This window comes from Lentzea sp. HUAS TT2, from assembly GCF_051853195.1.
Lineage (GTDB): Bacteria > Actinomycetota > Actinomycetes > Mycobacteriales > Pseudonocardiaceae > Lentzea.
The window spans coordinates 7,609,896-7,635,569 of record NZ_CP196667.1 but is presented as its reverse complement, the minus strand read 5'-3'; the positions used below and the strand labels follow the sequence as shown (position 1 = coordinate 7,635,569).

The 25,674-nt window shown below is 71.6% G+C and carries 30 protein-coding genes; 10 read left to right on the top strand and 20 right to left on the bottom strand.

Annotated features, from left to right (window positions below; genetic code table 11):
• Positions 1-85: 85 nt before the first annotated feature.
• Together ACSHWB_RS36265 and ACSHWB_RS36260 are read right to left on the bottom strand one after the other, a co-directional pair.
• Positions 86-292 (bottom strand): hypothetical protein, encoded by a 207-nt coding sequence (locus ACSHWB_RS36265; protein WP_439657816.1) that lies wholly within the window; start codon positions 290-292, stop codon positions 86-88.
• Complete coding sequence (locus ACSHWB_RS36260; RefSeq protein ID WP_439657815.1) at positions 277-489, bottom strand: flavodoxin domain-containing protein; 213 nt, start codon at positions 487-489, stop codon at positions 277-279. Before ACSHWB_RS36260 ends, ACSHWB_RS36265 begins: the two co-directional genes overlap by 16 nt.
• 121 nt (positions 490-610) lie before the next feature.
• Between ACSHWB_RS36260 and ACSHWB_RS36255 the strand changes: the two genes are divergently transcribed.
• Positions 611-1,105 carry a flavodoxin domain-containing protein gene (locus ACSHWB_RS36255; protein WP_439657814.1) on the top strand — a complete coding sequence of 165 codons (495 nt, stop codon included), beginning with the start codon at positions 611-613 and terminating at the stop codon, positions 1,103-1,105.
• 24 nt (positions 1,106-1,129) lie between these two features.
• Here ACSHWB_RS36255 and ACSHWB_RS36250 read toward each other — a convergent pair whose 3' ends face one another.
• Together ACSHWB_RS36250 and ACSHWB_RS36245 are read right to left on the bottom strand one after the other, a co-directional pair.
• Complete coding sequence (locus tag ACSHWB_RS36250; protein WP_439657813.1) at positions 1,130-2,725, bottom strand: ABC transporter permease; 1,596 nt, start codon at positions 2,723-2,725, stop codon at positions 1,130-1,132.
• The gene (locus ACSHWB_RS36245; RefSeq protein ID WP_439657812.1) at positions 2,722-3,609 is read right to left on the bottom strand and encodes an ATP-binding cassette domain-containing protein; all 888 of its coding nucleotides are present in this window, start codon (positions 3,607-3,609) and stop codon (positions 2,722-2,724) included. The genes ACSHWB_RS36250 and ACSHWB_RS36245 overlap by 4 nt, the downstream gene beginning before the upstream one ends.
• A 135-nt stretch (positions 3,610-3,744) precedes the next feature.
• Between ACSHWB_RS36245 and ACSHWB_RS36240 the strand changes: the two genes are divergently transcribed.
• Positions 3,745-4,086, top strand: coding sequence for a spore germination protein GerW family protein (locus ACSHWB_RS36240; RefSeq protein WP_439657811.1), 342 nt, complete (start codon positions 3,745-3,747; stop codon positions 4,084-4,086).
• An 11-nt stretch (positions 4,087-4,097) separates the two neighbouring features.
• Here ACSHWB_RS36240 and ACSHWB_RS36235 read toward each other — a convergent pair whose 3' ends face one another.
• Positions 4,098-4,349: a hypothetical protein gene (locus ACSHWB_RS36235; RefSeq protein WP_439657810.1), complete on the bottom strand. Its 252-nt coding sequence runs from the start codon at positions 4,347-4,349 to the stop codon at positions 4,098-4,100.
• Positions 4,350-4,512: 163 nt separating this feature from the next.
• On the opposite strand from ACSHWB_RS36235, the gene ACSHWB_RS36230 reads away from it, so the two are divergent.
• The 3 genes from ACSHWB_RS36230 (at position 4,513) to ACSHWB_RS36220 (ending at position 7,855) form a co-directional block, all read left to right on the top strand.
• Positions 4,513-5,655 carry a site-2 protease family protein gene (locus ACSHWB_RS36230; protein ID WP_439657809.1) on the top strand — a complete coding sequence of 381 codons (1,143 nt, stop codon included), beginning with the start codon at positions 4,513-4,515 and terminating at the stop codon, positions 5,653-5,655.
• On the top strand, positions 5,652-6,980 hold the full coding sequence (locus ACSHWB_RS36225; protein ID WP_439657808.1) for a nicotinate phosphoribosyltransferase: 1,329 nt from the start codon (positions 5,652-5,654) through the stop codon (positions 6,978-6,980). The genes ACSHWB_RS36230 and ACSHWB_RS36225 overlap by 4 nt, the downstream gene beginning before the upstream one ends.
• Positions 6,981-7,303: 323 nt before the next feature.
• On the top strand, positions 7,304-7,855 hold the full coding sequence (locus ACSHWB_RS36220; RefSeq protein WP_439657807.1) for a hypothetical protein: 552 nt from the start codon (positions 7,304-7,306) through the stop codon (positions 7,853-7,855).
• Positions 7,856-7,910: 55 nt separating this feature from the next.
• Here the strand turns inward: ACSHWB_RS36220 and ACSHWB_RS36215 are convergent, their stop codons facing one another.
• Together ACSHWB_RS36215 and ACSHWB_RS36210 are read right to left on the bottom strand one after the other, a co-directional pair.
• Positions 7,911-8,816, bottom strand: coding sequence for a universal stress protein (locus ACSHWB_RS36215; RefSeq protein ID WP_439657806.1), 906 nt, complete (start codon positions 8,814-8,816; stop codon positions 7,911-7,913).
• A 5-nt stretch (positions 8,817-8,821) separates the two neighbouring features.
• Complete coding sequence (locus ACSHWB_RS36210; protein ID WP_439657805.1) at positions 8,822-9,415, bottom strand: Rv1733c family protein; 594 nt, start codon at positions 9,413-9,415, stop codon at positions 8,822-8,824.
• Between the two features lie 167 nt (positions 9,416-9,582).
• On the opposite strand from ACSHWB_RS36210, the gene ACSHWB_RS36205 reads away from it, so the two are divergent.
• Complete coding sequence (locus ACSHWB_RS36205) at positions 9,583-9,972, top strand: hypothetical protein (protein ID WP_439657804.1); 390 nt, start codon at positions 9,583-9,585, stop codon at positions 9,970-9,972.
• Positions 9,973-10,106: 134 nt separating this feature from the next.
• Here ACSHWB_RS36205 and ACSHWB_RS36200 read toward each other — a convergent pair whose 3' ends face one another.
• From ACSHWB_RS36200 to ACSHWB_RS36145, 12 genes are all read right to left on the bottom strand, one after another.
• Positions 10,107-10,517 (bottom strand): Hsp20/alpha crystallin family protein, encoded by a 411-nt coding sequence (locus ACSHWB_RS36200; RefSeq protein ID WP_439657803.1) that lies wholly within the window; start codon positions 10,515-10,517, stop codon positions 10,107-10,109.
• Positions 10,514-11,335, bottom strand: a complete 822-nt coding sequence (ppk2, locus tag ACSHWB_RS36195) for a polyphosphate kinase 2 (RefSeq protein WP_439664732.1) — start codon at positions 11,333-11,335, stop codon at positions 10,514-10,516. Before ppk2 ends, ACSHWB_RS36200 begins: the two co-directional genes overlap by 4 nt.
• On the bottom strand, positions 11,335-13,797 hold the full coding sequence (locus ACSHWB_RS36190) for an HAD-IC family P-type ATPase (protein ID WP_439657802.1): 2,463 nt from the start codon (positions 13,795-13,797) through the stop codon (positions 11,335-11,337). Before ACSHWB_RS36190 ends, ppk2 begins: the two co-directional genes overlap by 1 nt.
• A complete protein-coding gene (locus ACSHWB_RS36185) occupies positions 13,778-14,173 on the bottom strand; it encodes a CBS domain-containing protein (RefSeq protein ID WP_439657801.1) in 396 nt (131 codons plus the stop codon). The genes ACSHWB_RS36190 and ACSHWB_RS36185 overlap by 20 nt, the downstream gene beginning before the upstream one ends.
• Positions 14,170-14,625, bottom strand: coding sequence for a universal stress protein (locus tag ACSHWB_RS36180; protein ID WP_439657800.1), 456 nt, complete (start codon positions 14,623-14,625; stop codon positions 14,170-14,172). The genes ACSHWB_RS36185 and ACSHWB_RS36180 overlap by 4 nt, the downstream gene beginning before the upstream one ends.
• 23 nt (positions 14,626-14,648) lie before the next feature.
• On the bottom strand, positions 14,649-17,243 hold the full coding sequence (locus ACSHWB_RS36175) for a bifunctional acetate--CoA ligase family protein/GNAT family N-acetyltransferase (RefSeq protein WP_439657799.1): 2,595 nt from the start codon (positions 17,241-17,243) through the stop codon (positions 14,649-14,651).
• 33 nt (positions 17,244-17,276) lie between these two features.
• Positions 17,277-17,795: a universal stress protein gene (locus ACSHWB_RS36170; RefSeq protein WP_439657798.1), complete on the bottom strand. Its 519-nt coding sequence runs from the start codon at positions 17,793-17,795 to the stop codon at positions 17,277-17,279.
• A 78-nt stretch (positions 17,796-17,873) separates the two neighbouring features.
• The gene (locus ACSHWB_RS36165) at positions 17,874-19,088 is read right to left on the bottom strand and encodes an MgtC/SapB family protein (RefSeq protein WP_439657797.1); all 1,215 of its coding nucleotides are present in this window, start codon (positions 19,086-19,088) and stop codon (positions 17,874-17,876) included.
• Positions 19,089-19,091: 3 nt separating this feature from the next.
• On the bottom strand, positions 19,092-19,307 hold the full coding sequence (locus tag ACSHWB_RS36160) for a DUF1918 domain-containing protein (protein WP_439657796.1): 216 nt from the start codon (positions 19,305-19,307) through the stop codon (positions 19,092-19,094).
• Entirely contained in the window at positions 19,304-20,182 is an 879-nt protein-coding gene (locus tag ACSHWB_RS36155) for a universal stress protein (protein ID WP_439657795.1), read from the bottom strand. The genes ACSHWB_RS36160 and ACSHWB_RS36155 overlap by 4 nt, the downstream gene beginning before the upstream one ends.
• Entirely contained in the window at positions 20,182-20,751 is a 570-nt protein-coding gene (locus ACSHWB_RS36150; RefSeq protein ID WP_439657794.1) for a CBS domain-containing protein, read from the bottom strand. Before ACSHWB_RS36150 ends, ACSHWB_RS36155 begins: the two co-directional genes overlap by 1 nt.
• 25 nt (positions 20,752-20,776) lie before the next feature.
• Positions 20,777-21,469: a hypothetical protein gene (locus ACSHWB_RS36145; RefSeq protein ID WP_439657793.1), complete on the bottom strand. Its 693-nt coding sequence runs from the start codon at positions 21,467-21,469 to the stop codon at positions 20,777-20,779.
• 127 nt (positions 21,470-21,596) lie between these two features.
• On the opposite strand from ACSHWB_RS36145, the gene ACSHWB_RS36140 reads away from it, so the two are divergent.
• The 3 genes from ACSHWB_RS36140 (at position 21,597) to ACSHWB_RS36130 (ending at position 22,845) form a co-directional block, all read left to right on the top strand.
• A complete protein-coding gene (locus tag ACSHWB_RS36140; protein WP_439657792.1) occupies positions 21,597-21,866 on the top strand; it encodes a DUF1876 domain-containing protein in 270 nt (89 codons plus the stop codon).
• 7 nt (positions 21,867-21,873) lie between these two features.
• Complete coding sequence (locus tag ACSHWB_RS36135) at positions 21,874-22,107, top strand: SHOCT domain-containing protein (RefSeq protein WP_439657791.1); 234 nt, start codon at positions 21,874-21,876, stop codon at positions 22,105-22,107.
• An 81-nt stretch (positions 22,108-22,188) separates the two neighbouring features.
• The gene (locus tag ACSHWB_RS36130) at positions 22,189-22,845 is read left to right on the top strand and encodes a response regulator (RefSeq protein WP_439657790.1); all 657 of its coding nucleotides are present in this window, start codon (positions 22,189-22,191) and stop codon (positions 22,843-22,845) included.
• Positions 22,846-22,848: 3 nt separating this feature from the next.
• Here the strand turns inward: ACSHWB_RS36130 and ACSHWB_RS36125 are convergent, their stop codons facing one another.
• Positions 22,849-24,528, bottom strand: coding sequence for a GAF domain-containing sensor histidine kinase (locus ACSHWB_RS36125; protein ID WP_439657789.1), 1,680 nt, complete (start codon positions 24,526-24,528; stop codon positions 22,849-22,851).
• Between the two features lie 138 nt (positions 24,529-24,666).
• Between ACSHWB_RS36125 and ACSHWB_RS36120 the strand changes: the two genes are divergently transcribed.
• On the top strand, positions 24,667-25,671 hold the full coding sequence (locus ACSHWB_RS36120) for an Acg family FMN-binding oxidoreductase (RefSeq protein ID WP_439657788.1): 1,005 nt from the start codon (positions 24,667-24,669) through the stop codon (positions 25,669-25,671).
• Positions 25,672-25,674 lie beyond the last annotated feature (3 nt).

Here is a 25,674-nt window from a genome sequence, read left to right as displayed (position 1 = left end):
CTCCGAGGCGGTGCCGCGGTCTCCCCGCAGGTAGGAACTGAGCACGACGGCCGAGGCCGGGGCACCGCCGGTGTCCCGGCCTTCGTCAGCGGCGCGCCTCGATTCCGGCGAGCACGTCGGAGATGGAGGCACTCCACCTCTCGATCTCGTCCCAGTCGCGGAAGTCCCCGAACCTGCCGCCCACCAGCCGGAACACCGCCGCCGCGAACCACCCGAACGCCTCCGCGGTGACGACGCCCGTGAACAGGCGGTGTTCCACCGGGTCGACGTCGCCCATCAGGGAGGCCGGCACGTCGGCCTCGCTCCAGGCCAGGCTTGGTCGTGCACGGCGCTGCCCAGGACGAAGGCGTCGTAGGCGCTCACGCCGCGCACCTCGTCGAACGAACGCACGACGACGTCGTGCCCACGCGCCCGCAACGCTCCCGCGATCCAGTCCGCGATCCCCGCCGTCGATCCCGCCGCGGTCGCATAGCCCACGAGAACCTTCATGGCCGTCTCCTCCGACTGCCATCGTCACTCGCGGAAAACGTTGGTATCAGTAACAGGCGACCTCGCCCAGGCGAGCACAAGTGCTCTGTCGGCGCGCGCCGCCCAGTCGCATCGTGGTGGTATGGCCGAAATTCTCGTCGCGTACGCGACCAAGTCCGGTTCCACCAGGGAGATCGCCGAGGCGGTGGCGGAGCAGATCCGCCACGCCGCGCACGAGGTCACCGTGCTGGACGCGGCCGAGGTGCGCTCGGTCGAGCCGTACAAGGCCGTCGTCCTGGGCAGTGCGCTCTACGCCGGCCGCTGGCGGCGCGAGGCCGTCAGGCTGTTGAGGCAGAACGAGGAACTGCTCGCCCACAAGCCGGTGTGGCTGTTCCACAGTGGACCCATCGGTCCGGGGCAGGTGCCCCAGCGCGCACCGCGCAAGGTGCGTGAGATCGCGGCGCGCATCGGCGCGGAGGAACCCGTCACGTTCGGCGGCAGGCTCACGAGCGACACGGCCGCCGGGTTCGTCGCGAAGAGGATGGCGCGCGGCGGAATGGCGGGCGACTTCCGGGACTGGGACGAGATCCGGCTGTGGGCGTACGTGATCTCGGAGAGGCTGGTCGCCGCGCGTTGAGACGTCCTGGCGCGCGGCGATCCCTCACCCCACGTCCCGGCGCCTCAGCGCGGTCAGCCCCGCCGCGGTCAGCGCGGCGGCCACGACCACCAGCCACACCAGCGGTGCCGCTGTGACGGTCCCTCCCGGCATGCGCGGCACGTGGGCGAACGGGGAGAGGTCCCTCAGCCACTGGTCCAGCTCCAGCAGCGGCCCGAGCTCGCCGAGCAGCAGGAACGCCACCAGCACCGCCCAGCCCGCCACGGCAAGCCTCGGCGCGGTGCCGAACACCGCGACGACGACACCGGTCAGCACCCATGCGGCGGGCACCTGCACCAGCGCGCCGACGAGAACGCGACCCACCTGGCCTGCGTCACCGGTCTGGGCGGCGTGCACGACTCCAGCGGCGACTCCGGCGCTCACGAGCAGAAGCGCGGTACCGCCGAGAGCGACCCAGACGTGACCCATCGCCCATCGCGCGCGGGTCACCGTCGTGGCGAGCACGGGGTCCGCGCGGCCCGCCGACTCCTCGGCGTGCAGGCGCAGCGAGGTCTGCACCCCGTACGCCGACGCCACGACGGCCAGCATCCCGAACATGGCGGCGAACACCGCGTCCGTCAGAACGTCGCGGCCGCCGAGCTTGAGGAACATCTCCTGGGCCTCGGCACTGCCGACCATGTCACCGATGCTGCCGGCGACGCTGCCCACCATCAGCCCGTACGTCACGAACCCCGCGGTCCAGCCCAGCAGGGCGCCGCGGTGCAGCCGCCAGGCCAGCGACAGCGGCCCTCGCAGCGACGGCGCCGCGGTGGCGGGGCCGAGCCGTTCGGGGAACACCCCGGCACCGTGGTCACGGCGCGACACGAGCAGACAGGCCACCGCCGTGACGACGACGCCGAATCCCAGGGTGATCGCGAGGACCCACCAGCGGTCGCCGGCGTACGGGCGGAACTGCTGTCCCCACCCGAAGGGCGACAACCAGGACAGCCACCTCGGTCCCGCCACGTCCGCGGTGTCACCCGCGGCACGCAGCAGGAACACCACCCCCGCGACGGCCACCGACAGCCCGATCGCGGCACGCGCGGTCCGCACGAGTTGCGCCGCCACCGCCGCGATGCAGGCGAACGCGATGCCGACGCTCGTCCAGGCCAGGCCGAACGTCACCGATCCGGCGACCGGCAACCCCGCCGCCGCCACCGCGACCGCCGTCAGCAGCCCCAGCACCGCGTCCGCACCGACCACGACCGTCAGCGCGGCGGTCAGCGGCGCCCAGCGGCCGACCACGCCGGATCCGACGAGCTCGAGGCGCCCCGCGTCCTCCTCGGCACGGGTGTGCCGCACCACCAGCACGATCGACAGGATCCCGACGATCACCGCGCCGGATCCCGGTGCCTTCAGCATCGCCAGCGCGCCGAGCGACGACGGGTCGTAGATCCGTCCGTACACGGCGACCAGCGCGGGGGTGCCGTTCATGACGGACGCCGCCTGCACCACCGACTCCACCGTGGGGAACAGGCCTTTCGTCGCCGCGGCCGAGGTGACGGCCATCAGCACGAACACCGCGATCCAGGCCGGCAGCAGCACCCGGTCACGCCGCAGCGCGAGCCGGACGAGCGTGCCGGTGCCGGTCAGCGCGTTCACCGGTGCACCTCGTAGTGGCGCAGGAACAGCTCCTCCAGCGTCGGCGGGCGGCACACCAGGCCGCGCACACCGAGCCCGGTCAACGCCTGCAGCAAGGGATCGAGCTGGTCGGTGTCGACCTGGCACCGCAGATGCGTTCCGGTCACGTGCGCCTCGTGCACGCCGGGCAGTGTGACGACGCCGTCCGGCGGGCTGACCAGATCGGCCTCGACGGAGGTCCGGGTGAGGTGCCGCAACTGGGTGAGCGAGCCGCTCTCGACGAGCTTGCCGTGCCGGACGATGCTCACCCGGTCGCACACCTTCTCGACCTCGGCGAGGACGTGGCTGCTGAGCAGCACGGTGCGGCCCTCCGCCCGGACCTCGGCGACGCACTCCTCGAAAACGGCCTGCATCAACGGGTCCAGGCCGGCCGTCGGCTCGTCGAGCAGCAGCAGTTCGACGTCGCTGGCCAGTGCGGCGATCAGCGCGACCTTCTGCCGGTTGCCCGACGAGCAGGCGCGGCCCTTCTTCGTCGGGTCGAGCTCGAAGCGCTCGACGAGGGTCGCCTTGCGGGCGGCGTCGACGCCACCGCGCAGCCTGCCGAGCAGATCGATCACCTCACCGCCGGTGAGGTTCGGCCACAACGTCACGTCACCCGGCACGTAGGCCAGGCGCCGGTGCAGGGTGGCGATGTCGCGCCACGGATCGGCGCCGAGAACCTCGGCCGTGCCCTCGTCTGCGCGCAGCAGTCCGAGCAGGACGCGCAACGTGGTCGTCTTGCCCGCGCCGTTGGGGCCGAGCAGACCGTGTACCTCTCCGGCGCGGACGGTCAGGTCGAGTCCGTCGAGCGCGGTGGTCCGGCCGAACGACTTCCGCAAGCCGGACAAGGCGATTGCCGCTGTCATGCGTTCGAAGCCAGGGATGCGAGCAGAGCCGGTGGAGGGGCTTGGGACACCACCGCGCGGCATCGAAGGACCCTGGCAGCGGTGGTTCCGACGGCGGAGGCTGGGGTGGCAGCCAACCGCGAACCGGGAGTTGTCATGAAGATCGACGAACTGATCGCGAACGTCAAGGACTCGGTGGACGCCAAGAAGGTCTACGCCGAGCCCTGCGAGCGGGACGGGGTCACGGTCATCCCGGCTGCGAGCGTGTCCGGCGGCACCGGAGGCGGCACGGGTCGTGATGAGAAGGGGCAGGAGGGCGAAGGCGGCGGCTTCGGGATCAGCGCGAAACCGACCGGTGCCTACGTCATCAAGGACGGTGAGGTGACCTGGCAGCCCGCGATCGACGTGAACCGCCTGATCGCCACCGCGGGCGCGGTCGCCGTCGTGGCGCTCCTCGTCGCCGCGCGGATCGTCAGGGCGTGCACCCGCGAGCGCTGACGAGCTGGGCGTCAGGCGGCCACCAGCGTGCCGAGGACCTGCCTGCCGACCGGCGTCAGGACCGCGGGAACCCGCGCCCCCGTCCGGGATCGTGACGCCGCCACGACCAGGCCCGCGGCGCACAGGTCGTTCGTGGCGGTGAAGTCGCACCACAGTCCGTCCACGGACAGGCTGGGGACGCGGTCGCCCTGCAACTCGGCGCGGCCGTCCGCGACCGCCTGCAACATGGCCCGGTGCCGGGCGGTGTATCCGTGGACGCTCATCCGACTTCCCTTTCCGCGCATGCCTTCGTGGTGAGGTAAGGCTGCTCTTCGGGCCGGGGTGTGATGCAGGTCCCAACGTGGTGACCGCACTGGGACCATCGCCGCGCGCCGGCGAGACCTGAGGCTCTGCCCGGTGAGGACACCGGCCGAGACGCTGGAGTGCATGAACACACTTCTGCGTTCCGTTCCGCTCGGCCGTTACCGGGGCGTCGCGCTGGGCGCGCACTGGTCGACCCTGGTCGTGGTGATCCTCATCGCCCAGGCCGTGGCCATGGCGTTCCTTCCCGTCGCCGCACCCGGTCGTTCGCCGGTGAGCTACTGGCTGGCCGGTGTGCTCGCCGCGTTGGCGTTCATGGTGTCGCTGCTGGTTCACGAGTTGGCGCACGCACGCGTCGCGAACCGCTACGGCATCGAGGTTCGCCGCATCGACCTGTGGCTGCTCGGCGGCGCGACGGAACTGACCGCGCCGCCACCGACACCGCGGGCCGATCTGCTGCTCGCACTCGCGGGGCCCGGTGCCAGCGCGGCCGTGGGTGTGGTCGCCGCCGTGACCGCGACGGCACTGGACGCGGCCGGCGCACCGCCGCTGGTGGTGTCGCCGCTGATGTGGCTCGGCGTGGCCAACGTGCTGCTCGCCGGGTTCAACCTGGTGCCCGCCGCGCCACTGGACGGAGGACGGGTGCTGCGGGCGATCGTCTGGTGGCGCACGGGTGAGCAGGCTCGCGGTGAACGGGCGGCCGCCTTCGCCGGGCGCGCGTTCGGCCTCGTCCTCGTCGCGCTCGGTGCGGGCAACGCCTTCAGCGGCCGGACCTCCGGGCTGTGGCTCGTGCTCGTCGGCGTGTTCCTGGTGTTCGCCGCCTCCGCGGAGCAGTCGTACAACGAGGTCCGGCACCGGCTGGACGGTGTGCTCGTGCGCGACGTGATGAGGACGGATCCGCCGGTGGCTCCGGCGTGGTGGACCGTGGACAGGTTCCTGCGCTCCTGCACCGCCGACCGGCACCAGCGGGTCTTCCCGGTGGTCTCCTCCGAGGCGGCGCCGATGGGCGTCGTCAGCCTCACCGATCTCGTGAGCGTGCCCGACCAGGCCCACACCACGGTGTCCGACGTCGCCAGGGACGTGCCGGTCGCGCTGCCGGGTGAGCCGCTGCTGGACGTGCTCGGCAGGGGTCCGCTGACCGCGGGCAGGGACATCGTGCCGGTGCTCGACGACGGCGTCCTGACCGGCGTGCTCGACGCCGAGGACGTCGCATGGGCGACCGAGATCAGCAGAGCGGTCCGGCTCGGCGACCGGGAGACGTCGTCATGAGCGGAAACCGGACCGACCTCTACGAGATCAGGATGGCGCTGAGCTACCTGCGCCGCGACATGGGCGCGCCGGCGACGTTCAGCCTGTTCGTCCGGGGACTGCCGCAGGCGCGCGGATTCCTCGTCGCGGCCGGGCTCGCCGACTGCCTGTCGTTCCTCGAGGACTTCGGCTTCACCGACACCGAGCTCGACGACCTGAGCCGGATCACCGGTCTCGACGTCGCGCCGCTGGCCGGTCTGCGGTTCACCGGCGAGGTGCGCGCGGTCGCGGAGGGACGGGTGGTGTTCGCGGGCGAACCGCTGCTGGAGGTCACCGCTCCTCTGCCGGAGGCGCAGCTGGTGGAGACCGCGCTGCTGAACCTCCTCAGCTACCAGACCGCGATCGCGTCCAAGGCGGCCCGGTGCCGGATCGCCGCCGCCGGACGTGACGTCGTCGACTTCGCCGCCCGCCGCACGCACGGCCCCGACGCCGCGATGGCGGCCGCGCGGGCCTCGGCCATCGCGGGCTTCGCGGGCACCAGCTACGTCGCGGCCGCAGCCCGGTACGGCCTGAGCCCGAGCGGCACCATGGCTCACTCCTACGTGCAGGCGTTCCCGGACGAGAGCACGGCTTTCGAGGCCTTCGCCGCCGACTACCCCTCCACTGCCGTCTTCCTGGTCGACACCTACGACACGCTGACCGGAGTGGACCGGGCGATCGAGGTGGCCCGGCGGATGCCCGCGCACCACCCGATCGGCGTCCGGCTCGACTCGGGCGACCTCCACACCCTGTCGTGGGTGACCCGCAAGCGCCTCGACGACGCCGGCCTGAGCGACTCCCTGATCATCGCCAGCGGCGGGCTGGACGAGCGCGCCATCGACCGTCTCGTGACCGCCGGCGCGCCGATCGACGTCTTCGGTGTGGGCACCAGGATGGGCGTCTCCTCCGACGCGCCCGCCCTCGACAGCGTGTACAAGCTGGTCGAGCACGACGGCAGGCCGACGATGAAGCTCTCGGCCGGCAAGGCCGGCCTCCCCGGACGCAAGCAGGTCTTCCGCGCGGCGGACCGGCCGGCGGACGTTCTGGCCCTGCACGAAGAGGAAGCCCCACCGGGACACGAACCGTTGCTGACGACCGTCCTGCGCGGCGGGCGGCGCGTTCATCCACTTCGGACCGACTCCGAACTGGTGCGGGACGCGCGGGCCCGGTGCACCGCCGACCTCGCCTGGCTGCCGCAGCACGCGCGGGACCTCGTCGATCCGGCACCGGTGCGGGTGCGGGTCAGCGAGCGGCTGCACGCGCTCACCGAGGACGTGCGCCGATCGCTGAGCCCTCACCCGGCGTGACTCGGCGGCACGGCGGAAGAGGAACGGTGACTGTCGCAAGTGGACTATCTGGGAGGCCCGTGCGGCCGCGGATCTCTCGACGGCCTCCCGTTCGCGGGCGGCTCCACGACGAGACCTCGCCGGACGAGGACCTTCCCGCGGACGACCTGTGCCCGTGGTCGACGAACTGGCGTCGTCCGGCGCGGACACGGCGACAGACGAGCCCAGGGAGGAGTGACCCGGCGACCAGGTCGTGACGTCCCGGCCGGATCGGGACCAAGGACCGCGTCCCCGCCCGCACCACCGGAGAAGACTCAAATCAGGGAAACACATGGGAGGCAACGATGTCCGCTGTTCACGCTCCAGCCCGCAGCCGCGTCGACGCGGCCGCGACGTCCCTCGCGGTGCTGCGCATCGCGACGGGACTGCTGTTCCTCTGGGCGTTCTTCGACAAGGCGTTCGGCCTCGGCTACGCCACCCAGTCCAAGAACGCGTGGTTCTCGGGTGGCTCGCCCACGAAGGGCTTCCTGAGCCGGGTCGACGTCGGACCGTTCCAGTCCACCTTCCACGACATCGCGGGGACCTGGTGGGCCGACGGTCTCTTCATGATCGGCCTTCTCGCGATCGGGGTCGCCCTGGTGCTCGGCATCGGCCTGCGCATCTCGGCGGTCGCCGGCGCTCTGATGATGCTGCTGATGTGGGTCGCCGAGTGGCCGCCTGCCCAGCACAACGCGGCCGGTGAGGCCACCATGTCGACCAACCCGCTCATCGACTACCACGTCGTGTACGCGATCGTGCTGGTCGTCCTCGCGGCGACGGCGTCGGGTGTCGTCTGGGGTCTGGGCCGCTGGTGGGCCGAACTGCCGCTGGTCAAGGCGAACACCTGGCTGCGGTGACGGCACCGCGAAATGGGAGGGCACCTCGGTGCCCTCCCATTTCGCGTGCGCGGGATCAGCCCGCGCGGCGGGCGTTCTCGATCTGCTCGTCGAGTGCCGGACGCACGAGCAGGACGGGGCACGGTGCGTGGCGGATGACCGCCTGGCTGGTCGAGCCGAGCAGCTTCCCCCGCAGACCGCCGGTGCCGTGCGAACCCACGACGAGCAGGGACGCGCCGGCGGCGAACTCGACCAGGCGGTGTGCTGCGGAGCCGTGCACCACGTGCCGCTCCACACGCACTCCGGGGTGCCGGTCCGCACACGCGGCGAGCCTCTGGGCCACCACCGCGTCGCGGACCGTCTGGAGCTCGGACCACACGATCCCGACCGAGGCGGCGAGCTTCTCGTTGCCCATCGGCGGATGCCAGGCGTGCACGGCGACGAGCAACGTGCCCCGCGCCTCGGCTTCCGCGAACGCACGGTCGACGACCATCCAGTTGTGCGGTGCCCCGTTCACGCCGACGACCACGGGTCCTTCCACCTCGTCGCCGCGGACGACGACCACGGGACACAGCGCACGGCACGACAGCGAAACGGCGACCGAACCGAGCAGCAGGCCGGTGAAGCCGCCGAGGCCCCGTGAGCCGACGACGACCAGCACCGCGTCGGCCGACTCCTGCTCGAGCAGCCAGGCGGGCGTGTTCACCTCGACGCGGTGCGTGACCTCAAGTCCCGGTGCGACTTCGAGTGCACCCGTGACGGCGTCGCGCACCCAGTGCATCGCCTCGTCGTGCAGCGCACGGCGGGCCATTCCCGTCATGTCCAGCGCATCGGCGGGCAAAGGCAGTTCCGCGTGCACGACGCGTAGCGCGGCGCCCCGGCGCGCGGCCTCCGCCGCGGCCCAGCGGGCGGCGCGCTGTGCCGCGTCCGAACCGTCCACCCCGACGACGACCACGTTCGAATGTCCGATGGGGACGGTCACGGAACTCACCTACCGGTCCATTCCGGGGAGATCTGCTCCCACTCACGAGCCCATCGCCCCAGACGGATGCGCTTGTGCGCGAACCGCGCCGCCAGGTAGAGCAGCGTCATGGCGCCGGCCACACCGCCCCACATCATCAGCGCCAGCGTGATCGCGTCGATCGCGGCACCCTCGGCGGTCATCGGCGGATCGGACGGGTTTCCGCTCTCGTCGATCCAGATCGTCACCGTGGAGCCGGCCTTCGACTCGTAGTGCGCCTGAACCTCGCCCTGCCGCGCGCTTCCGTCCGTCAGGCGCCACGTGGCGAGCACGGCGGTCGCCTCGACGGTGCCGCCCCGTTCGGACGCCCCGATCGACTCCGGGGCGTCCTCGATCAGCACAGCGGTGGTCTCGTGCCTGCTCGCCTGTTGCACGACCACCTGGGAGCGCTGGTACGCGTAGATCTCCGAGCCCGCCGCACCCGCGAAGGGGATGGCGAGGACCGTGACGGCGAGCCCCAGCGCGAGCACCGCGCCCTCTGCGCGGTCTCCCGCGGTGGCGAGCTGGTTGCGGCCGGGAAAGGCTTGATGGACGAGTCGGGACATCGGTTTCGCGATCATGTGGTCCACCTCCTGGTTCAAGATTTCCGCGTGGAGGCGCCAGGTCCCAGGGTCCTTCGTCGCATCGCGGATGAGCCCGTGGTCTCGCCGGAACGAAGCCGGGATGCGGTGTTCGCGGCGGTGGGGGCGGAGCACGCTGGAGCGGACCTCGACACCGGGAGAACGCCATGACAACGCCACTTCTCGTCGCCGATCGACAGCGCTACGCGGACGTCAGGGACCGCCGGCTCGCGGCGATGCTCGCCGAGGAGGACGCGGCGGAGGATCTCGGGCTCGACCCGCTGGAACGCGTCTCGTGCCGGCTGCATCGCCGATGGCTGCACCACTGCGTGCATTCCGCGGACCACGTCATCAAGGTCACCGGCCACCGGTGGTGCCGGGACTGCTCGTCGGTCGCGTCCGTCGGTGTCGACGAGCTGACCGGTGACGTCCTGGTCCGCTGCGGGTCGTGCGGCACGGCCCCCGGCACCGCTGCCACCCGGCAGATCGTCCGCACGTGCCGGGCGAGCCTGGCCGCGGCACAGGGGTTCTTCCCCGATCACGCCGGAGCGAGGTAGGCGGGCACCGTCCTGGTTCCGGCACGGCAGTCACGAGCGGGCATCGCCTCGACCGTCCTGAGTGGACGACGAACGAGCGGCGCGGCGTGGCCTGCCTGCGAAGCCACGCCGCGCTCTTCCCCCGTGGTCTCAGCCTAATCCGGCTGGACCTCGATCTCGATCTTGCGCTCCTCCGGCGCTGCCGGCAGCGGAACGCGCACCTCCAGGATGCCCTTCTCGTACTTCGCAGAGATGTTCTCCGCTTCCGCCCCCGCGGGGAGGGTGACCGCACGGGTGAACGAGCCGTAGTGGAACTCGGTCCTCTGCTGCTTCTTGGTGGTCTCCTCCCGCTTGGCCTTGATGGTCAGCACTCCGTTGACCGCGCTGACGTCGACGTCCTTCGTGACGTCGAGCCCTGGCAGCTCCGCGCGGACGACGTAGGCGCCCTCCTCGACGAAGTCCTCGATGTGGATGGGGTGCCTGGTCGAGAACGGCCAGGACGCCTCGAACACGTCCCACAGGTCGGGCAGAAGTGTCCCGGTGGGACGACGGACGACCGAAGTCATGTCTTCACCTTCCTGTTGTGGTTGTCTCGCACCAGCCCCGCGGCGTGGTCGGGAACCTCCGTCTGCAGGGCACGTGCGGTGCGCTGGTAGCCCGTCGAGGACGGGCGCTCGGGCAGGGTGATCCGCGGCGCGGTCACCTCGTGGTAGTCGACGGTGCCGAGCAGGTGGGCGATCATGTTGATCCGCGCGCGCCGCTTGTCGTCGCCTTCGACCACGTACCAAGGGGAATCGCTGATGTCGGTGTGCACCATCATCTCGTCCTTGGCGCGGGAGTAGTCCTCCCAGCGGGTCAGCGACTCGAGGTCCATCGGGGACAGCTTCCACCGCTTGAGCGGGTCGTCGAGCCGCTTGCGGAACCGGCGTTCCTGTTCGGCGTCGCTGACGGAGAACCAGTACTTGCGCAGCAGGATGCCGTCCTCGACGAGCATCCGTTCGAACAGCGGGCACTGGCGCAGGAACAGCCGGTGCTCCTCGGGTGTGCAGTAGCCCATCACGTGCTCGACGCCCGCGCGGTTGTACCAGCTCCGGTCCAGCAGCACGATCTCGCCCGCCGCCGGCAGATGTGCCACGTAGCGCTGGAAGTACCACTGGGTCCGCTCGCGTCCGCTGGGAGCGGGCAGGGCCACGATCCTGGCGACCCGCGGGTTCAGGTGCTCGGCGATCCGCTTGATCGCCGAGCCCTTGCCCGCGGCGTCACGTCCCTCGAAGATCACCACCAGCCGCGCACCGGTCTCCCGGACCCACTCCTGCAGCTTCACGAGCTCGGTCTGCAGCCGCAGCAGCTCCCGCTCGTACGTCTCGCGGTCCAGCCGGTCCATCAGGCGCCCTTCCCGGACCCACTCCACCAGCACGTACGCACGCTGTGGAACAGCGTGTTCATGAACGGCGTGTAGGTCAGCAGCAACTGGAGTCCGACCGTCAGCGCGACACCGACGAGCAGCCACCGGTTCGGTCCGGTGCGCGGCCGGAAGCGTTCCAGCGACCGGCAGTTGGCCAGGTAGGCGATCTGGGCGCCGACGAACACGTTCACCGCCACCGTGCGCGCGACCTCGAGCGACGCTCCGGCCGAGAGCTGCCAGCGGAAGGCGCCGAACGAACACGCGAGCAGGATCGCCGAGACGAACAGGATGCGTCCGACGAGCTGCCTGGTCAGCAACGGCAACGACGGCGGCAACGGCGGCCGGTTCATCACGCCCGCCTCGCGCGGCTCGAACGCCAGCGTCAGTCCCAGTGCGACGGCCGTGGTCATGTTGATCCACAGGATCTGCACCGGCAGGATCGGCAACGCCGCGCCGAGCAGGATCGCGGTGAGGATCACCAGGCCCTCGGCCATGTTCGTCGGCAGCGTCCAGATGATGAACTTGCGGAGGTTGTCGAAGACCGCGCGGCCCTCCTCGACCGCGGCGCGGATCGAGGCGAAGTTGTCGTCGGTCAGCACCATGTCCGCCGCCTGCTTCGCGACCTCGGTGCCACCCTTCCCCATCGCCACACCGATGTCCGCACGGCGCAACGCGGGCGCGTCGTTCACGCCGTCGCCGGTCATCGCGACGACCTCACCGCCCGCCTGCATCTCCTTGACCAGCCGCAGCTTCTCCTCCGGCGCCACACGGGCGTGCACGGTGGAGATCCCGAACTCGGCCGCGATCGAGCGCGCCGTGGCGGGGTGGTCCCCTGTGATCATCTTGACCTCGATGCCCGCCGCCTGGCAGGCCCGCACGGCCTCGATCGCCTCCGGACGCGCCGGGTCGTGCATCGCCACGACGCCCAGCAGTTCCACGTTGCCCCGCAGGCCCTCCTCGGTCAGCTCGGCACCCGCCGCCCGGCCGATCGCGAGCACCCGCAGGCCCGCGCGGGCCAGTTCCTCTGCCTGCGCGAAGTGGTCGAGTCCCGCCAGGGCCAGGACGCGTTCGACCGCGCCCTTCACGTACACCACGTCGTTCGCGTGCCGGGTCGCCATGAACAGCCGCTCCGAGCTGAACGGCAGCGCGTCCACCCGTGCGGGCACGTCGTCCTCGGACAGCCCGGCCTTGCGCGCCGCCACCACGAGCGCGGCCTCGGTCGGATCACCGATCGGCAGCCAGCGCCCGTCCTCCTCCACGATCCGCGCGTCGTTGCACGCCAGCCCGGCGAGCAGGCACTCGCGCAGGGCCGGGGTCACGAACGGTGTCACGGAACCCTCTGGGGCGTAACCGATGCCGGACAGCTCGTAGCGCGTGCCGGCGCTCAGGACGACCGTGCCGACCGTCATCGCGTTGGCGGTCAAGGTTCCTGTCTTGTCCGTGCAGATGACGGTGGTGCTGCCCAGCGTCTCCACCGCGGGCAGCCGCCGGATGATCGCGTTGCGGCGTGCCATCCGCGCCACACCGATCGCCAGCGTCACGGTGACCGCCGCGGGCAGGCCCTCCGGGATCGCACCGACGGCGAGAGCGACGGCGGCGGTGACCATCTCCGCGAACGGCTCGCCGCGCAGCACGCCGACCAGCACGCTGAACGCCGCCAGTCCGAGGATCACCGCGGTCAGGACCTGGCTGAAGTGGGCGAGCTTGCGGGTCAACGGCGTCTGCACGGTCGTGGTCGTGCTCACCAGCCGGTGCACGCGGCCGATCTCGGTGTCCGCGCCGGTCGCGACCACGACACCGCGCCCGGCCCCCGCGGTCACCAACGTGCCGGAGTAGGCCATGTTCGCGCGGTCCGCCAGCGCGGTGTCGGAGGGCAGCGTCACCGGGTTCTTCGTCACCGGCACGGACTCCCCGGTCAACGCCGACTCGTCGACGTGCAGCTCCTCGGTGGACGTCAGCCGGAGGTCGGCGCCCACCTGGTCCCCCGCCTCCAGCACCACGAGGTCACCGGGCACGAGGTCCGCGGAAGCAACGCGCGCGGTCAGTCCGTCGCGCACCACCGTGACCTCGGTGCGCACCATCGCGGTCAACGCGTCCAGCGCCCGTTCGGCACGTGCCTCCTGGACGAACCCGATGATCGCGTTGACCACCACGACGCCGAAGACCACCGACGCGTCCACGATCTCGCCGAGCGCGGCGGTGATCGTCGCGGCCGCGAGCAGCACGTAGATGAGCGGGTGGTGCAGCTGTCCGAGCAGCCGCACCACCCACCCCTGCCCGCGGCGGGCGGGCAGCTCGTTGGGGCCGAGCTGGGCCAGCCTCTGCCGCCACTGGGCGGTGGAGAGGCCGGCGCCGGAGTCGGTCTCGGCGAGCAGGACGACCTCCGCCACGGGCAGCCCGTGGTGGACGACGTCCTCACGCTCAGGAGCGGTGACCGGCATGGTCCACCCTCAGGTGCGGATCGTCGTGGCTGAGCGCGCGCAGCACGTCGAGGCGGGTGACCACGCCGACGACCTCTCCCCGGTCGAGGACCGGCACGCAGATCACCTCGTAGCGGGTCATCGCCTCGAACAGGGTCCCGGCGTCGAAGTCGGGGCCCACGGTGAGCGCCGGCTGCGACATGACCCTCTCGACCTTGGGCGCCTCGTCCTCACCGCGCCGGCACCCCGCCTTGGTCACCACACCGCAGAAGAACCCGCGGTCGACGACGGGCAGCATCGTGAGGCCGAAGTCGTCCATCAGCCCCTCGGCGTGGCGGGCGAAGTCGCGCGGCCCCACGGTCACGAGGGGCCGCCTCACGAGGTCCCCGGCCTTCATCGCTTGCTCTCCGCGTGCTCACGATCGGTCACCGGGATGACGACGATCGGGGCGTGCGCGTGGCGCACCACGTGCATGCTGGTCGAACCGAGGACCATCTGCCGGATCCGGTGGTTCGTGTGCGACGCGACGACCAGCATGGCCGCGCCCTCCGACGCCGTCTCCAGCACCTCGGCCGCGTCACCGCGCAGGCAGCGCCGCACGATCTCCGGCTGGTCGGCCCTGCCGGCGAGCACGCGGTCCAGCGCCTGCTCGACCAGCCGTTCCGCCGCGGCCTGCTCGCGCTGCGCCGAGGTCTCCGTCCAGTCGACCAGCGCCTCGTACTGCCAGGCGTTCACGACGTGCAGCGGGCACCCGCGCACGACCGCCTCTTCCACAGCCCACGTGAGCGCGCGGTCCGAAGCCGGCGTCCCGTCCACACCCACCACGACGGGCTTTGCGTTCGTGCTCATCTCGATCTCCTCGTCTCGTGTTGTCAGCTGGTCCGCAACCGCCGCAGGAACGGGTCGGTCCGCCGCGCGGGTGCGACGCGGACCCTGGCGTCGACCACCAGGCACCCCTTCTCCGACACGACGAGCGGGTTGATGTCGAGCTCGACCACCTCGGGCAGTGCCGCGGCGAGCGCCGCGACCCGGAGGAGGACGTCGCGCACGGACTCCCTGTCTGCGTCCGCCAGCACGGCACCGGCCGCGCGGAAGCTGTGCAGCAGGCCGTCCGCGTCCGTTGTGGACAGTGGCGCCAGCGCGGCGGCCCTGTCGTCGATCACGTCGGTGTCCACGCCGCCCAGACCCGTCACGACGAGCGGTCCGAACTTCTCGTCGGTCGCCACGCCGACGAGGAGTTCCCGTCCGCGGTCGGCCATCGGCTGGACGAACACCCCGCGCAACCGGTCGCCGAAGCGCTCCTGGAACGCGCGGAACGCCGCGGCCGCACCGTCCGCGTCGGCGACACCGAGCTCCACGCCGCCGCCCTTGCTCTTGTGCAGCAGGTCGTCGGCCACGGCCTTGAGCGCGACCGGTCCGTCGTACGCGCGTTGCGCCGACGCCGCGTGTTCGGCGGTCGTCGTGAACGTGCCGCCGAGAACCGGCAGGTTGAACGCCTTGAGCAGCGTCACGACCTCGTCCGGTGTCAGCCAGCCCTCGCCGCGGCGGGCGACGACCGCCTGGGCGGTGGCCAGGTCCAGGCCGTCGAGCTCGGGAACCTCAGCGGGCTTGGCGAGCCACTCCGCGCGTTCCGCGAGCCGGGCGAGCGCGGCGGCCGCCCTGGCTGGTTCGGCGTAGCAGGGCACCTCGCCCGCGAGCCGTTCGGTCTGGCCGGTGCGCACGGCCAGCACCGGCTTGCCCTCGACGCGGTGCACTCCGCCGGTGGGGTCGCCGAGCGCGGTCGGCACGGTCACGGTGATCACCGCGTCCACGGCGGGATCGGCTCCGATGACGTCCAGGCAGCGGGCGAACGTCGCATCGTCCACGACAGCGGTCGTGTCGACCGGGTTGTGCACGCTCGCGACGGGAGGCAGGAGCTTCCGCAGCGCCGCGACCGTGTGTTCGGAGAGATCCGCCACGTGCAGGCCTTCGCGCACGCACGCGTCCGCGCCCAGGACGCCGAGCCCGCCCGCGTTGCTCACCACGGCGACGGAACGACCTGCCGGCAGTGGTTGCCAGCTCAGCGCCATCAGCACGTCGACGAGCTCCGGCACGCCGTCCACGGCGATCACCCCGGCCTGGCGGAACAACGCGTCCCTGGTGACCGAGGGCGTCGCGGTCGACGCCGTGTGCGAGGCGGCGGCGCGCTGGCCGGCCTCGCTGGTGGCGGACCGGATCGCGAGCACCGGCTTCTCGCGGGTGACGCGCCGGGCCAGGCGGGCGAACTTGCGCGCGTTGCCGAAGGACTCGAGGTACAGCACCACGAACCGGGTCTCCTGGTCGTGCTCCCACCACATCAGCAGGTCGTTGCCGCTGACGTCGAGCTTGTCGCCGGTCGACACCAGGCTCGACAGCCCGAGCCCCAGGCGCCGCAGCTCCTCCTGCACCCCGATGGCGATGCCGCCGGACTGGGTGACGAGCCCGATGTCGCCCGCGAGAGTGCTGTGGGCGGCGAAGGTGGCGTTCATCCGGACGGCCGGCGAGCTCGTAGAGACGCCCAGGCAGTTCGGACCGACCAGCCTCATGTCGTAGCTGCGCAGCACCTTCGTCAGTTCGCCGGCGTCCACACCGGACGAGATGACCACCAGGGCGCGCACCCCGCGTCGCCCGCACTCCTCGGCCACACCGGGCACGGCCTTGGCCGGGACGCACAGCACCGCGAGCTCCGGCGCCTCGGGCAGCGCGGTCACCGAGGAGTAGCAGTCGACACCGGCGACCGACTTCGCGTGCGGGTTGACCGCGTACAGGTCACCGGTGAAGCTCCCCTCCACCAGGTTGCTCAGCACCACGTGGCCCACCGAGTCCGACGACCTGCTCGCACCCACGACCGCGATCGAGCCCGGACGCAGCACGTGCTCGAGGCTCGCGACGTCGGCGACGGCCTCGCGTTCGGCGACCGCGTCCAGATAGCGGTCGCTGGCCTCCAGGCCGAGATCGACGTGCACGACGTCGCCATCGGGGACGACCGTCCACACTAGACCCATGTCGGTGAACACCCGCAGCATCCGGAAGTTCATCGCGAGCACTTCCGCCTTGAACTCCCGCACGCCCCGGCTTCTGGCCAGGGACACCAGGTGTTCGAGCATCAGCGTGCCCACCCCGTGGGTCTGCTCGGCGTGCGACACGACCAGCGCGACCTCGGCGCAGCCGGTGTCGCCGAGCAGGACGTAGCTCGCCGCGCCCAGCAACCGGTCTCCCCGCAGCGCGCCTATCACCACGTGGCCCGGTACGTCCGGGGACACCATGCGCTGCACGAAGTCCTCGAGCTGGTGCGTCGAGGTGCTGAAGAACCTCAGATACCTGTCCTCGACCGGCAACGACCGGTGCAGGTCCAGCAGCGAGGACACGTCGGCAGGCCCCAGCTCGCGGACCGTGACGGCCGTCCCGTCGGCGAGCAGTGCCCGCACGGGTGCCTGTGACGGGGTCATGTCGTTCCTTCCTCGGCGGTCGTCCGCGAGTGGTCAGAGCAGGGGGCCGGGGGTGAGCGGCGCGGGGGTCGCGGCGAACCGCCGGTCCTGCACGGGCTCGGTCTCGACGGGCTTCGGAGCGCGGACCACGACCACCGGGCACGGTGCGTGGTGCACGCAGTACGAGCTGACCGAGCCGATGATCGCCTCGACGATCGGCCCGTGCCCGCGGCTGCCCACCACCAGCAGCTCCGCGTCCTGGGACGCCTTGACGAGCGCGGTCCTCGGGTCGCCCTCGACGAGCACGCGCAGGATCTCGACGCCGGCGAACTCCTCCACCGCGCCGTCCAGCACCGCCTGCTGGGCCGCCCGCCGGTTCTCCGGGGACAGCTGCAGGGCGATCTCGGTGGCCATCGAGCCGATGGCCATCCCGTAGTCCATGTGCCACGCGGAGACCGCTTCGACACGGCAACCGCGCAACCGGGCTTCGTCCACCGCCCACCTCAGGGCCGCCTGAGCGGCCGGGGACCCGTCCACGCCGACCACGATGGGCCGGGATTCGTTCTCGCTCATGTACTTCAGCCTCGCGGTCCGCGGCGCCGCAGGTGAGTGCCCCGGGTCCCCCGCCGTCCGGGACCTTCGTCCCAGGGCCTACCAGGTCATCCCGAGGGCCACCGCGGCCACGACGGGGGCCAGCCAGGCACCGAGCCGCAGCGCGAAACGCGGCCCACCCGTGACGGTGGCGAGGACCAGCTTCACGACGGTGTTCGTGGCCAGCGCGGCACCGCACGCGAGAACCGCCGTGTGCACGGGAATCGACTGTGGCGCAAGCGAAGCGGCCGCGATCGACGCAGCGTGGGCGTCCGCGAGACCACCGATGGCGCTCGCGGCCACCACTCCCCCGCCACCGAGCCATTCCGCCGCGGCACGGGTGGCCACCAGGAACAACACCAGCACCGCGGCGAGGGACAACGCAGCCTTGAGCGACATGGGCCTGCTCACCACGGGTTCGTCGTTCGGCGCGTCTGCGGGCTTCGTGCGCCACACCAGCCACGCGACCTCGGCGAGCAGCACCACCATCCCCGCGCCGATCGGGGGCAGCAGCCTCAGCGCGACCGGTGGGCTCGCGACCGCGGTCACCGCGAGGATCTGCGCGAGCGTGGCGAGGTTCACCGCCACGGCACCGGGAAACGCCGCCGTGCCGACGACCCTGTACTTGCGCGCCATCACCGCCGTCGTCGCCGAGCCGGAGACGAACCCGCCGGCGAACCCGGTGACCAGCAGCCCCCAGCGCTCACCGAACGCCCTCGCGGCGACGTACCCGGCCCAGCCGATGACCGTGACCGCGATGACGAGCCACCACACCCGAGCGGGGTTGAGCACCCCGTACGGGCCGAGCGGACGGTTGGGCAGCAACGGCAGAACGACGAACGCGACGACGAACAGGATCATCGCGTCGCGCACGTCCTGGTCGCTGATCACCTTGCGCGCGAACGTGTGCAACGGCCGTTTCGCCGCCAGCAGGGCCGCGGCCGCCACTCCCACCGGCACCGCCAGCTCCGGGCGCGACCACGCGAGGGCGCCGAGCAGGAACGTCGCGATGGCGGCGATCTCCGTCGTCGCACCGGGTTCGGTGGTGCGCAGGTACCAGGCGATGACCAGTGCGGCCACGGCGACGAGCGCCACGCCCAGCGCGACCGGGGACAGCGCGGCGCTGATCGCACCGGCCAGTGCGATCAGCGGGAAGGTCCGCGAGCCCGCGGGCCTGGTGGAGTCGCGGGCGTTGTCGTGCTCGCGCTCCACCCCGAGCAGCAGCCCGATCGCGAGCGCCGTCGCGAGGTGGCCGAGCGCGACGGCGGTGCCCACGGTTCAGCCCGCGTGCAGGCGTGCGGCCTCGTCCTCGGCCGGCACGACGTGCGCGTCCGGGCCGGGGAAGACCAGTGCCTCGTGGTCGCTGTCCAGCCAGCGCACGACGTACGGCGGGCTGCCGTCCTCGTGCCGCAGGCTCACGATCTGCCCGCGCCGTCCGCCGTGGTCGACCACCGGGCCCTCGACGACCAGCCAGTCGCCCGCCTTCGCCTTCATGACACTGGCCTCACGATCGCCAGCGGGCAGGGCGCGTTGTAGGCCAGCGCCTGGCTCGTCGAACCGAGCAGCATGCCGGCGAACCCGCCGTGCCCGTGGCTGCCGACCACCAGGAGCTGGGCCTCGGCGCCGTACCGCATCAGAGCGCGCACCGGCCGGTCACGCCGGACCACGCGGGTGACCGGCACGTCCGGGTACTTCTCCTGCCACCCGGCGAGGCGCTCGGCCTGCACCTGACGTTCGTCCTGCTCGACCTGGCCCCAGTCCACGGTGAACCGGGAGGCCGTGTAAGCGCTCTCCACCATGAAGTCCTGCCAGCACGTCACCGCGGTCAGCGGTGCGTTGCGCACAGACGCCGCCTCGAAGGCGAAGGCCAGTGCCGCCTCGCTCGTCGGGGAGCCGTCCACGCCGACCACGACCGGTCCGCCCGGCACCTCCGTGCCGCGCACGACGACCAGCGGGCACTTGCCGTGGGACGCGAGCGCGAGGGCCGTCGAGCCCACCAGCAGGCCCGTGACGGTGCCGAGTCCCTGGGAGCCGAGCACCATCAGCCGCGCCTCGCGGGACTCGTCGATCAGCAGCGTGGTGCCGTTCTCGCAGACGCGCTCGGTGGTCACCTCCACGTCCGGCGCCACGGCGCGAGCGGCCACGGCGGCCTCGGTGAGCCAGGTGTCGGCCTGCTCCTCGATCGCACCGCGCACGTCGATGCCCGTGAGCACGACCTCGGGATATCCCGGTGCCGGCACGCCGTACCCGTGCACGATCCTCAGCGGGGTGTGGTGGCGGGCGCAGTCGGCTGCGGCCCACCTCACCGCGGCCAGTGCCGAGGACGAGCCGTCGACGCCGACCACGACCGGGGCAGCGGGTCCCTTCATCACTTTCCTCCTGTCAGCACGCGGACCCGCAGCACGCCGTGGATCGACCTGGCGAGTGCCGCGAGAACGTTCCTGGTCTCCTCGTCGGTGTTCTCGGCGCCGATCGTCGCCTCGCCGTCCCGCACGACGACCGTCCACTTGCGACCTCCGCCGCCGTAGAGGTCGAGCACGCGCTGGACCTCCGCCGCCACGGTCGTGTCGGTCCTGGCGAGCGCACGGACGAGGTCGCGCCTCGTCACGACGCCGACGACCTGCGCGCCGTCCACGATCGGGAAGCAGCGGACGTGGTCGTCGACCATCGCGCGCGCCAGCACCGGTACCTGTGCGTCACCGTCCATCCCGACGGCGGGGGTGGTCATCACGTCGCCCACGCGGGAGGCGCCCGCCTCGTCGCCGTAGCCGTTGCGCAGCAGGTCGGCCTCGGTCACGATGCCGATGAGCCTCTTGTCGTCGTCGACGACCGGCAGCGCGGTGAACCCGTGCGACACGAGCAACGCCGCGGCCCCGCGCACGGGCACCTCCGGCTTCACCGTGATCGCCGGGCTGGTCATGATCTCGCGAGCGCGCATGGCGTTCTCCCTTCCACTTCCGACGCTAGGAACGGGTCGCGCCCGAGGACGCGGTCGTTGGTCCCGCCCCGTCCGGGTCCTTGGCACCCACGTGCAGCACTGCCTGGGGGAAGCCCGCGAGCTCGTGCTGTTCGATCAGGCCGGCCCGCCACTCCTGGCGGTGCATGAGGTGCACGACCGGCCGCACCCGCGTGCCCGCCGAACGGGCCGCCAGGATCGCGGCCTGCAGGGCCGCCCCGCCGCGCACGTGGTCAGGGCGCCCGTCCCCCACCGTGACGACGACCAGCGTGTCGTCGGCGACGCGGTGCAGCTCGGTGCCCGCCCAGTGGTTCGCCGCGACCAGGTCGCGCGCGTCGCCGTCGCCGGTGCCGTCCGGCAGCAGGATCGCCTGGTGCTGCGCGAGTTCCTCCTGCACCGGGGGTTGCCGGCGGTCGGCCTTGACGACCGCGACCAGGTCCGGGTTCGCGTGGTCGGCCGGGAACACGACCTTGGCGTGCCAGCCGGTGGCCCTGATCGCGAGCACGACGTGCTCCATGGCCGCTCCACACGTGAGCAGGCGGTCCATTCCCAGCGGGTCGTGCAACGACCTGCGCGCCACCTCGTACAGGTAGACGGACCGGCCGTGCATCTCCAGCACCCAAGGCCTGCCCGCGCTGTACACCGGCGCTTTCCGCGCCGCCTCGACGATTGCCGCTGCCTCTCCCGGATTCCACCGCATGTCCCGACGATCCCGTCCGCCGACCGCCCGCCGACAGGGCGCACCGGCTCGCCCGGCACGGGCCCTTGGACTCTGCGCCTGGGCACGCACCTCGCCGCAACCTGGAATCCCCGGACGAGGAGGATTCATGAGCACCGCCAAGAAGTGGAGCGTCGAGCTCCTCATCGACGAGCACGAAGGCCGCACCAGGGCAGAGGCCCGCCTGCACACGCAGGACCCGACCAACCTGGTCGGCGTCGGCACGGCCCGGCTCAACCCGTCGGACCAGGACGTCCCGGAGATCGGCGACGAGCTCGCCGCGTCGCGCGCACTGTCCGAGCTCTCGCACAAGCTGCTCGACGCGGCCGCGAACGACATCGAGGGCGTCACCCGCGCCTCCGCACAGCTGAGCGAGTGAGGTGGACATGATGTGGTACTACGGCGGTGCCCCGGCTGGCTGGGGCGGAGTCGTCATGATGACGCTGAGCATGATCGTGTTCTGGAGCGTGCTGGGAGTGGCGGGCGTGCTGGTGCTGCGCAGGACCGCGGAGACCGGGCGACGTGGCTCCGCGCTGCGTATCCTGGAGGAGCGGCTGGCCAAGGGCGAGATCGACGTCGAGGAGTTCGACCGCGTGCGCAAGACCCTGAGCACTCGTTGATCAGAGTCTTTGGACCCTGTGTGGGTCCCGGCTGCCAGGGCATCGTCCATTGTGTTGTCGGCGGGCGAAAGGTGGTCAGCGGTGGTCTCGCGTGTGTTCCTGGTGGACGACCACGAGGTGGTCCGTGTCGGGATCAGGGAACTTCTAAGCGCCTCAGAGGACCTCGAGGTCGTCGGCGAGGCTTCTTCGGTCACCGAGGCGCTCACCAGGGTGCCCGCGGTGGCGCCGGACGTGGCCGTGCTCGACGTGCGGCTGCCCGACGGCAACGGCATCGAGCTGTGCCGTGAGCTGTTGTCGCGGCTGCCCGACCTCAAGTGCCTGATGCTCACGTCGTTCACCGACGACGAGGCGCTGTTCGACGCGATCATGGCGGGCGCTTCGGGCTTCGTGCTCAAGCGCATCGTCGGCAGCGACCTCACCAACGCGGTGAAGACGGTCGCCGCCGGTCAGTCCCTGCTCGACGCGCGGTCGACCGCGGCGCTGCTCAACCGGATCCGGCGCGAACGCGAGCAGGGCGACCCGGTGCGCTCCCTCACCGAGCAGGAACGCACGGTGCTGGACCTGATCGGCGAGGGCCTGACCAACCGGCAGATCGCGGACAAGATGTTCCTGGCGGAGAAGACCGTCAAGAACTACGTGTCCCACCTGCTCGCCAAGCTCGGCCTGGAGCGCCGCACGCAGGCAGCCGTGCTCGCGTCCAAGCTCACCGCGCCGCCCGAGCCGCGCGAGGACGGCTAGGCGCTAGTCCAGAGGGACCTGCCAGGTCACCCGTGTGCCGCCGCCGGGTTCGTCCGCGACGGCACAGGTCCCCCCGTATCCCGCGGCCCGCTCCTCCAGGTTGCGCAGCCCGCTGCGGGCGACGTGCGGCGGCATGCCCACACCGTTGTCCACCATCGAGATGACCAGCGCTTCCCCGGCCTCGACGGTCAGCGTGAGATCCGTGGCCCGCGAGTGTCTCAGCGCGTTGCTGACCAGCTCCCGGACCACGGCCTCGGCGTGCTCGCCGATGTGGTCGGGCACCAGGTTGTCGATCGTGCCGCTCATCCGCACGGCCGGCGTCAGCGCGGCGCCCTCCGTGAGCTCGGCGACGATGTCCAGCAACCTGCGGCGCAGACCGGTGTCACCCATGTCCGCCTGCAGGTCGAAGATCGACGTGCGGATCTCCAGGACCGTCTGGTCGAGCTGGTTCACGGCCTTCTGCACCCGCTTGCGGGCCTCGGGGTGGTTCACCCACGTCAGCGAGCCCTGCAGGCTCATGCCGGTGGCGAAGAGCCGCTGGATGACGTGGTCGTGCAGGTCGCGGGCGATGCGGTCGCGGTCCTCCAGCACGTCGACGAGCCGGCGCGCCTTCTGGTTCTCGGCGAACTCCAGCGCCACCACGGCCTGGTCGGCCAGCGAGGCCAGCAACGGCATGAGGTCGGCGTTGAACGGCGTGGCGCCCTTCTCCCGCAGGCACATCAGCAGGCCGGAGACCGCCGAGCCCGCCCGCATCGGCACGATCACGCAGGCGCCGAGCTCGGGCCCGTCGGAGCCGAACAGTCCCTCGACGTCCTCGGCGAGCGCGGGCGCCCCGGTCTCCAGCACCTCGGCCAGCAGCGTGTCCTTCGCGTCGAACACCCCGTCCACCAGCGCCACGCCGGCCTGGGCGGCGGCGCGCAGCACCTGTCCTGCCCCTTCGGTCAGCAGCACCATCGCGCTGCAGCCGGACGTCAGCTCCACCGAGCGCTGGGCGATCAGGTGCAGCGCGTCCTGCCCCGACGCACCGCCCAGCAGCTGTGAGTTGATCTCCGCGGTGGCCTCCAGCCACCGCTCGCGCATCCGCGACCGCTCGAACAGCCGCGCGTTCTCGACAGCCACACCGGCCGCGGCGGCCAGTGCCTCCAGCACCACCTCGTCGTCGGCGGTGAAGTCCTCGCCGTTGTTCTTCTCGGTCATGTAGAGGTTGCCGAAGATCTCGTCGCGCACCCTCACCGGCACGCCGATGAAGCTGTGCATCGGCGGATGGTTCGGCGGGAAGCCCACCGAGGCCGAGTGCTCGGCGAGGTCGTGCAACCTGATCGCCCTCGGGTCCTTTATGAGCAGTCCGAGCAACCCCTTGCCCTCGGGCAGGTGGCCCATCTTCGACCGGGTCTCCGGGTCGATCCCGACGTAGACGAACTGCGAGAGGTTGTCCCGCTGTCCCAGCACTCCCAGCGCGCCGTACCGCGCGCCCACCAGTTCGACAGCGGCCTGCACGATGCGCTGCAGGGTCGAGTCGAGCTCCAGCCCCGCGCCTACGGCCAGGACCGCGTCGAGCAGTCCCTGCATCTTGTCCCGGGTCGAGCCGATCTCGGCCAGCCGATCGCGCATCTCGTCGAGGAGGTCGTCGAGGCGCAGTCCACCGAGCAGGCTTCGCGCCCGGCTCTCTGCTGAACCAGTCATGGATCACACCTTGCCGCAGTCTTTGTCGCAACACCAGGCGGTCCCTGTCAGGTGAGGACCTTCGGCCGTGTGATCCCGGCCCCTCAACGCTGAAGGTGGATCGCACCACGATCTTCCGGAAACGCATGGGGTGAAAGCATGACCGAGGTGTCCTCGGCGCTGGGCCTGGCACCTGACCAGGTGCGGACGGTTCTCGAGTCCGCGTCGCTCGCGCCGTCGGTGCACAACAGCCAGCCGTGGCGGTTCCGGTTGCTGCCGGACCGCATAGAACTGCACGCGGACGCGGAACGCCGCCTCCCCGCGACCGATCCCGACGCACGGGAGCTGCGCCTGGCCTGCGGCGCGGCGCTCTTCAACCTCCGGGTGGCGTTGCAGGGGCTCGAGGTGCGTCCGCTGGTCTCCCTCCTGCCAGGTCAGGCGGCACCCGGCGCGCTCGCGACTGTCCGCAGGGGCGGGACGATGCGACCGGACGACGAGACGCGGGCGTTGCTGCGCGCCATCCCGGCCCGCCGGACCAACCGCCGCCCGTTCTTCGAGTCCGGAGTGGATGGACGCCAGCGGCACGCGCTGGTCCGTGCCGCCGAGCTGGAACGCTCCTGGCTGCACGTCGCCGGTGCTCGGGAACAGGTCGCCCGGATCAAGTACCTCGTCCGGCGCGCCCATCAGATCCAGCTGGAGGATCCGGGTGTGCAGGCCGAGCTCCGGTCGCTCACCGGCCACCGGCCGGGGGCCCTCGACGGTGTGCCGCCGGCCTCCGCTGGTGTCAGTCCGGAGGCGCAGGACGAGTGGGCCTTCCGCGACTTCCACCCCGGCGCGAACCACGATCGCCTGCCCGGCAAGGACTACGAGTCCAACCCCCTGGTCGTCGTCGTGTGCTCGCACTACGAGGGACCGCTCGGCGAGCTCCAGGCCGGCCAGGCGATGCAGCGCGTGCTGCTCACCGCGACCACGCTCGGGCTGGCCGCGTCGTTCCTCTCGCAGCCGATCGAGGTGCGCAGCGTGCGCGAGGAGCTCCGCCGCGAGCTCGGTGGGGTGCTGGTTCCGCAGACCGTGCTCAGGGTCGGGTTCAGCTCCCCCGTGCCCGCGACGCCGCGACGCCCGGTCACCGAGCTGTTGCTGGAACCGAACCGCGCGGTGAACTGAGCA